The sequence below is a fragment of the Hirschia sp. genome, assembly GCF_058892565.1.
Window position 1 is genome coordinate 69150 of sequence record NZ_JBZXVU010000022.1, and the last position, 6030, is coordinate 75179.

The window sequence follows — 6030 nt, forward strand, 5'->3', positions numbered from 1 at the left end:
ATCAAAATGCCTGCAGAATCTTTACTATGAATTTTGCTTTTTTACCGAATACAAGTGGTTCATACCATTTTGATGCCGCCCGTTTAAGTATCTCAGTGCGTGTTGGATAAGGCGAGATGAAATTCGTAAGAGCTTTAATTTTTAAACCATTAGACATTGCCAGTCCCGCAAGCTGAATAATATCTCCAGCCCCCTCACCAACTATCGAAGCACCAAGAACAGTCCCATTTTTCAGGGCAACAATTTTTGCACCTCCAACTGTATCTTTTTCTGCAATTGCCCGGTCAATATCATCAAACTCGAATTTTGAGACTTTTACTTTATCACCATATTCTTTACGTGCCTGAGCTTCCGTTAGACCAACCTGCCCAATCTCCGGTGAGATATAAGTTACCATTGGCACAGGCAAAGAATCTGCGCGTGTTGCAGACTTAAACAACGCATTGCGAACAAAAACAGATGCATGCCAACCTGCTAGATGCGTAAATTGTCCGCGTCCCGCTGCATCGCCCAGCGCCCATACACGTCCATTCGACACAGACCGTAAATTCGGTTTCGTCTTGATACCAAGATGATCATATTCAACGCCGCCCGCCTCCAGCGCTAGTGTATCGAAAAATTGAACGCGACCAGTTGCGACAAGCAAATGACTTGCTGTCACCGCAGACACTTCATTCGCAGCGTTTTGTACTTCAACACGTATGCCTGACCCCGTCGTGGAAACAGCATTTACCGCATGTTGTTCAAGTATCTCAACACCCTCTTCTCGCATTTTCTCTAAAGCTAAAGCCGCGTGCTCTTCATCTACACGACTAAGCGCTTTAGAGCGCTCAATGACAGTCACCTTTGCCCCTAAACGCCGGAAGGCTTGCGCCATTTCAATGCCAATTGGCCCGCCGCCGAGAATAGCCAAATGCTCAGGCAAAACGTCAATATCAAAGAGTGTTTCATTCGTCAGATATTCTATATCTTCAAGGCCGGTGATTGGCGGAATCAACGCCCGCGATCCAGTTGCGATAATTACACGTTTCGCTTTCACCTGTGTGGTTTGAGATGCAATCACATGCTCTGTTACAAAATGAGCTTCTTCCCTGATCACGGTAACGCCCATGCCTTCAAACCGCTCTTGACTGTCATTTGGTTCAATCGTGCCGATAGCACCTTGAATGTGTATTTTAACACGCTTCCAATCGACACCCGGATCTGCTGAAGTCAATCCAAATTTATCTGCAGTCCTAAATGCTTGCGCCTGTTTTGCCGAAGCAATCAGGGCCTTAGAAGGAACACATCCATAATTGAGACAATCTCCGCCCATCTTCCCTTTTTCAAAGAGCACAACTTTCAAGCCAAGCATCGCTGCGCCTGCAGCAGCGGATAAACCGCCAGCCCCCGCCCCGATCACAACAAGGTCAGCTTTGAGACGCTTTTTGGTGCTTTTTTTCTTAGCGACTTCATCTAAACTGCTGGACATGATTTATTCCTTAGAAGTTCTTATTCGCTATCAACCACAACAGCAGATTTAGGCCCAATTTTTTTCCACGCAACCGGTATGAGCGAAACAATCCCCAACGCAATCAATGCAGGCAGTAAATTTTTTGCGACACCTGCAAAATCAGGAGTCTCCCCGGCGTCAAATGTTGCACCCAATCCTGCACCAATCCAAGTGTATGCAATAACCCCCGGAATAATACCTAAAGCAGTTGTCAGGGCATACTGACTATATTTTGCGCCTAGGATAGCCGGCGCAATGTTAGCGACAGGAAAAGGGACAATTGGCAAAAACCGAAGTGCAAACATATAAGAAAGTGCATCTTCTTTAAAACCAGCCTCCATCTTTTTCACAAAGGGTCCTGCCTTATCCTGCAATGCGGTTCCTAAAGATGTCTTCGCCGCAAAAAACAATGCTGACGCACCAAGAGTTGCTCCTATAACAGTTAGGATGCTCCCGCCGGCCAGTCCAAACAAAAAGCCGCCAGAGATAGTAATCCAAAGCGCGCCAGGAATCATAAACAAAGTCGCAAAGGCGTATATTGCCAGATACGCGAAAACAGCAACAATCAGGTTCTCAGATACAAAACTTGTGAGCACTTCACGTTGAGTTTGCAATGTTTCCTGCGACAATAATTTATGCCAGCCATTGGCAATAAAAACTGCGATCACAACCGCCATAATATATATTGGCCACATTCTTATAAGCAAATGTGGTCCTGATTTCGTATTTTCATCAACTTTTGAAACTGCGTTCATAATGATCGTGCTTTCTTATTTTTTAATATCATTGAGCGACCAATCATATTGATATGATTTGACCATAGTCTCTGCTGATAAATTTGACGCTAACGACGGCGATGCAAATTTCATCAAATGCATCACTGAACCAACTTGTGAATCGCCAAAGTCCTCCTTAAACCAACGATATATACTTGAAAGTTTCAATCTACCGTCGGGCAACACTTCAACACCTCTGGGGTGATTTATAAATTCTGTAGCAGCGCGGTCCAATTCTATATCCAAAGTTTCAGCTTCCCACGCTGTCTTCTGAATATTGGGACACCCGATTGACGCACAATTTACTGCATAATGGACGCGAGGATCATTCCATTTCTTACGCAATATTTTGTGTTCAATATCATTTAAGCTCAGACTAGAACCATCCACTTCAACGATATCCCTATTCCAAGGTCCGCGCGAAATAAAGTTTCCGCCAATGTCACGAATAGAATCGACTGGATAATTTTTAACAACAAGTTCAATTGTCAAAGCGTTATACAGATTAGCCCATGCAGCAAAACTTTGCTCGCTTGTTCCATTGTTGAAAATTTCACTCTCGGCAGTCTCTTCAATATAAGTTCGAAGTTTGCGCCTATCTAAATCACTCTCCTTCAACCGCGCATAATCTACACGATTGATACCATCACTATTTTCCTGAACATACTTTCCCAATAATTGCGTCCAAGCTTCATGTGATTGCGCCTTTGCAGGCTGCATCATCAGAGTAAGTACAAGGCTTAGAATTGAAAAAACAGGTAAACGCATTGAGATAGTCCTTATTTTTAGAACTATCTCAATAGCAGGTTTTATGTGAAATGCCTTTTCACAAGACTATTTCCATCGCTAACAAGCGTGTGATTGAAAGTTTACAAGTTAGTTCACAAGATCAATGCGACCTATTCCGTGCCGTCCCAATCCAGTTGCTCAATTGCAAACTCTCTCATACGCTCAGACCGTGCAACGATATCTTGAGGACGCCATTTATTAAGTTGTGCGACCTCTTCAGACATAGCAAATGGCTGTTTCATTTCTCTGTAAAACTTTACTTTCTCAGAGAAATCACCGGATCCCGCTTTGTTATTTGTTTCTCGATCAATCAAGATCAAATTACCCAACATATTGCACAATCCTAGGCGTGCATCTTGATCCGGGAAATCTATCGCCCATTGCTTGGCATCAGGAGAAGGCGATGTCGGCATCACATGCTCAACTGTTCCGCCAGCGACATAATCAGGCAATGCTTCCCGCGTCCAATGCAAACTCTCAAGCCAACGTAAAAATGAAACACGGGCCTCATAATCATCAAACCCCGTCGACAATTGACGTAATGCTCTGTCCTTTTGAGTCGGTTTCAGGCGGAGCGCCCCATAACTCAAAGACATACAATTTCTAGACTTTCCATCTCCGGTAAGCCCTTCTGATTGTTCTATAGCACGGCGAATAATCGCATGTCGGGCTTTTGCCCCAAGTCCAGCCAATGAAATTGCCATCGCACGACGGTGAAAATCTGAAAAACGGTTTTCAACCACATCCATCCGGCGCTTATTGTTTTCCAATTGAGCCTGCTGATAAACAAAAATAAAGTGGAGCGCCAATGGCTTCCATTCATTCCAGTTTTGCAATCCCAAACGCCATAAATCCCCATCAAACGGATCTTGTTTAGGATCATAAACAGCTGTTTTCAAAAGTCGCCATGCATGAGACAGGCTTTCTAAACGCTCCATCCATTCCAAAATAGCAAAACCTGGACGAGCTTCGGCAAGATAATCACCAAACTCGACAAGGTGGGATGGCCCTTGCTGTTCACGGCGCTCAATATAATCCACCGCGCTCATAAAATTCTCTAGGTCAGGCGTCGTAGAAATACGATCCCACACATCTTTGACTTGACGGGCGCGATCATCATTGCCTGCGATGTCCATAAGAACACCTTTTAAGATATCAACCGCTGAAAGAGCCACTCCGCGCTGATTGGAGGTGACGAATGCCTGACGTGCTAGCCGCATGTCTTCGATTTGAATGGCAACAACCCGAACGCGAGTCATCAAGAACTCGGCAAAAGCCGTCAATTCTGTTGCACTCATGTCCTGAGTCAACCTTCGGAACTCTCTTATTGCACGTGTTACACGGCCACGCGGCGTATTTGATTCTAGATTGCGTCTAAACTTAATACTTTCGCCTCGCTTCTGCGCGAGTTCAGTCAACCAACGCGCTGTACCAGTCTCTTTATGACTTTTGACAGGATAAGTTAAACGATACCCCCACTGAGCGTCCTCAACAAAACCATGGATCCAATCCCCCCACTCTTTCGAGACAAGAGAAACCCGATCACGCAAAACAGACAGCAAAATTGTCAAACTCGTTAAACGCTGCAAGCCATCATAAACTTCACTTACACCATTTTTAGGAGGAGCAAGATACATTGGTCCCAGCAGGTACGCATTGGGAGGGCCTTCAATGACCGTTTCGATTTCTGGAGCGACACCAGATAGATCACCTGTTTGCAAATCATCCGGCGACAAAGACAAAAGATTATCATCATCATCTTCCTCGGCCACGTCATAGTGAGCAGAAAAAACACGATAAATATCTTCAAACAACGCAACGCAGTTAGCAGCTTCCCATTTAAAATCTCTTTGAATGCTTGCAGGTTGAAACAACCTTCGTCCCATCAAGGAGCCGACTGTTTCCACGCGCGTTGCAATGTCATTCGTTGGTTTAGCGCCCATGAATGGTGACCACCCTCCTAGTATTTCCCAAGCAGGCTCTTTTTGCACCATCTAATAGCTAAGGTAAACAAAGGAGTGTAAGAGAAACCACGAGAAATGACTTGTGACTAAACTTTTGGCATAAGGCCCTTGACTTACTTGCCCCATACCTATAGCAACCGCTCCTTCTTATTACCTAGTTTTTTGTTAGAGGGCGTGAGCCGTGAAACGTACATTTCAACCAAGCAACCTCGTTCGCAAACGTCGCCATGGCTTCCGCTCGCGGATGGCTACAGCTAACGGTCAGAAAGTATTGGCCCGCCGTCGTGCGAAAGGCCGCAAGAAGCTATCGGCTTAAGCCCGATGGCGTCTGAGGCGCTGAACGAGACTACAATTGACCGCGTCGAGCGCTTACGCGTTCGGCGCGCGTTTTTGTTTGTGGCCAAAGGATATGCTGAAAGACGACGCTCAGTCGTTGTTCAAGCAAGACCTAGATTAAGCCTTCAAGTAGATTCCGTGACAAATCCCCCTTCCCAAAACAACATAAACACACCGGCAAACACACTCATTTCACCGAAAATTGCAGGTGCAGGTTTTACAGCAACAAAAAAAATAGGTGGCGCTGTCGTTAGAAATCGCGCAAAACGACGCCTTCGAGAAGCTAGCAGTCAATTAATGTACAAACATGCCCTTGCTGACGTGGACTATGTGTTTATAGCAAGACGTGACACAGCGACCCGACAATGGGATGGATTGCTTGACGATGTAGAAAGCGCATTGCTAAGCCTTCGTCAGAAAATTCTATCAGGTGATCCACCTGACCCGAAACCAAATCGTTATGGCAATCAACGCAATAAAAAGCGCTGAACGCAAATAATAAAACTGAACTAGAAGAAGTAGAGAACGCGCCAACATGCAGCAGCAACCACAAGACCAAAAAAGTTTTATGATTGGCATTGGCCTTGTCCTCTGCGTCATGGCTCTATCTCAATTCTTTATCTGGGGACCTCAGCAAAAAGCGCAGGAACAAGCCCGCTTGGAAGCTCAAGCG

Annotated in this window: 6 protein-coding genes; 2 read left to right on the forward strand and 4 right to left on the reverse strand. The window is 45.2% G+C overall.

Annotated features, from left to right (window positions below; genetic code table 11):
* Position 1 precedes the first annotated feature (1 nt).
* The 4 genes from AC5EF3_RS09505 to AC5EF3_RS09520 all read right to left on the reverse strand — a co-directional run bounded on the left by AC5EF3_RS09505 (position 2) and on the right by AC5EF3_RS09520 (position 5000).
* Complete coding sequence (locus tag AC5EF3_RS09505; RefSeq protein ID WP_493547873.1) at positions 2 to 1471, reverse strand: dihydrolipoyl dehydrogenase family protein; 1470 nt, start codon at positions 1469 to 1471, stop codon at positions 2 to 4.
* A gap of 20 nt (positions 1472 to 1491) precedes the next feature.
* Positions 1492 to 2247, reverse strand: a complete 756-nt coding sequence (locus AC5EF3_RS09510; protein WP_493547874.1) for a TVP38/TMEM64 family protein — start codon at positions 2245 to 2247, stop codon at positions 1492 to 1494.
* Positions 2248 to 2262: 15 nt separating this feature from the next.
* Positions 2263 to 3036 carry a DUF547 domain-containing protein gene (locus tag AC5EF3_RS09515; protein ID WP_493547875.1) on the reverse strand — a complete coding sequence of 258 codons (774 nt, stop codon included), beginning with the start codon at positions 3034 to 3036 and terminating at the stop codon, positions 2263 to 2265.
* A gap of 131 nt (positions 3037 to 3167) precedes the next feature.
* Entirely contained in the window at positions 3168 to 5000 is a 1833-nt protein-coding gene (locus AC5EF3_RS09520) for a DUF262 domain-containing protein (protein WP_493547876.1), read from the reverse strand.
* A gap of 202 nt (positions 5001 to 5202) precedes the next feature.
* Between AC5EF3_RS09520 and rpmH the strand changes: the two genes are divergently transcribed.
* Together rpmH and AC5EF3_RS09530 are read left to right on the forward strand one after the other, a co-directional pair.
* Complete coding sequence (rpmH, locus tag AC5EF3_RS09525) at positions 5203 to 5337, forward strand: 50S ribosomal protein L34 (RefSeq protein ID WP_015826725.1); 135 nt, start codon at positions 5203 to 5205, stop codon at positions 5335 to 5337.
* Between the two features lie 5 nt (positions 5338 to 5342).
* Positions 5343 to 5846, forward strand: coding sequence for a ribonuclease P protein component (locus AC5EF3_RS09530; protein WP_493547877.1), 504 nt, complete (start codon positions 5343 to 5345; stop codon positions 5844 to 5846).
* Positions 5847 to 6030 lie beyond the last annotated feature (184 nt).

Coding starts and splice junctions, on each gene's coding strand:
- AC5EF3_RS09505 (WP_493547873.1), bottom strand. CDS start 1,471: ATGTCCAGCAGTTTAGATGAAGTCGCTAAGAAAAAAAGCACCAAAAAG.
- AC5EF3_RS09510 (WP_493547874.1), bottom strand. CDS start 2,247: ATGAACGCAGTTTCAAAAGTTGATGAAAATACGAAATCAGGACCACAT.
- AC5EF3_RS09515 (WP_493547875.1), bottom strand. CDS start 3,036: ATGCGTTTACCTGTTTTTTCAATTCTAAGCCTTGTACTTACTCTGATG.
- AC5EF3_RS09520 (WP_493547876.1), bottom strand. CDS start 5,000: ATGGGCGCTAAACCAACGAATGACATTGCAACGCGCGTGGAAACAGTC.
- AC5EF3_RS09530 (WP_493547877.1), top strand. CDS start 5,343: ATGGCGTCTGAGGCGCTGAACGAGACTACAATTGACCGCGTCGAGCGC.